The 1089-nt window shown below is 40.2% G+C and carries 1 protein-coding gene; it reads right to left on the bottom strand.

The annotated features are described in order from the left end of the window. Nucleotides 1–117 precede the first annotated feature (117 nt). A complete protein-coding gene (locus UF05_RS08740) occupies nt 118–1026 on the bottom strand; it encodes a DUF4238 domain-containing protein (protein WP_045544922.1) in 909 nt (302 codons plus the stop codon). Between the last annotated feature and the right edge of the window lie 63 nt (nt 1027–1089).

Raw genomic sequence — 1089 nt, forward strand, 5'->3', positions numbered from 1 at the left:
TAACGCCCTGTTAAGGTGTGAGCAACGCAATACCGAAGCTCCTGCATACCACCTTAAACACCTAAACCAACGCATAGTAAAAATGCCACGCGTTGCGAATCACTCTTAAACAGTTTGTTATGCGATTGTTTTCTCAGGATAGTCAGGAGTTAACCTTTCTATTTCCCATGTTGGATAATCAAAGCCATCAACGATGGACATGATTTGTCTAATACTTTCAAATGCCGAGGTAACAAGTTCGTTTTCAACAACATGAAGCGAAAAGGGAGGCTGAGTATATGAACCCAACACATCAGTGAACATAGTATCTGATATAACACCAGCATGTTCAGGACTTAATACCAACGACCGATAAGCTGATTTAGCTAAATAAAAATTAACCATATGAGCCCATCCTTTAGCCATTTGATAGCCCATTATAGGGTTGTTATTATGCTCGAACGGACTCCAACTATCATTCATTGGGGTAGCAACAAAACATAAATGAGGCGTCAAGGGGTAAATAAGGTAGCTACTCGGAAGTTCAATAAAGCCAGTTTGTAAAACGGGATTATCAGTCCTTACAAGGTAGTCGTCAGCATGTGTTTTCAATAACAGCCAATTTCTATTCGCCACGTAACTTAGATCAAGACATTCTTGGCAGCCGACCCGATCACACATTGGCTGAGACTCAACCCCTGTCAATTCAACCGCTCTCTTTTCATATTCAATGTAACTAGGCGTTCTAACCAACTGAGACAATATAAATTGCGCCCACAAAAATCTTTCATCTTTACTTAGTTCATTGTAGGTAATGAGTTTTTCATAGAGTGGAGCAACTTTAGTTTCTAGCTCTTTATCCAAGGCATGTTCAACTGCCCAGGAATACAAACCTCTCTCTCGACCCCATTGTTTTTTGCCTTTTATCCCTTTTTTTACGGACGAAGAAAACTCGCACCAAAAGTAAGACACGAAGTTAGATTCGTCAGCCCAATACTTGTTGCTAAATTTGGGAACATAATGGGATAGAGGTTTTTTCTTTGCCACTAGTTAATTACTCCAATAAAGTCGCATAACGCCCTGTTAAGGTGTGAGCAACGCAATACCGAT

It is taken from the genome of Vibrio sp. S457-15, assembly GCF_000960545.1.
Classification (GTDB): Bacteria; Pseudomonadota; Gammaproteobacteria; order Enterobacterales; family Vibrionaceae; genus Vibrio; species Vibrio parahaemolyticus.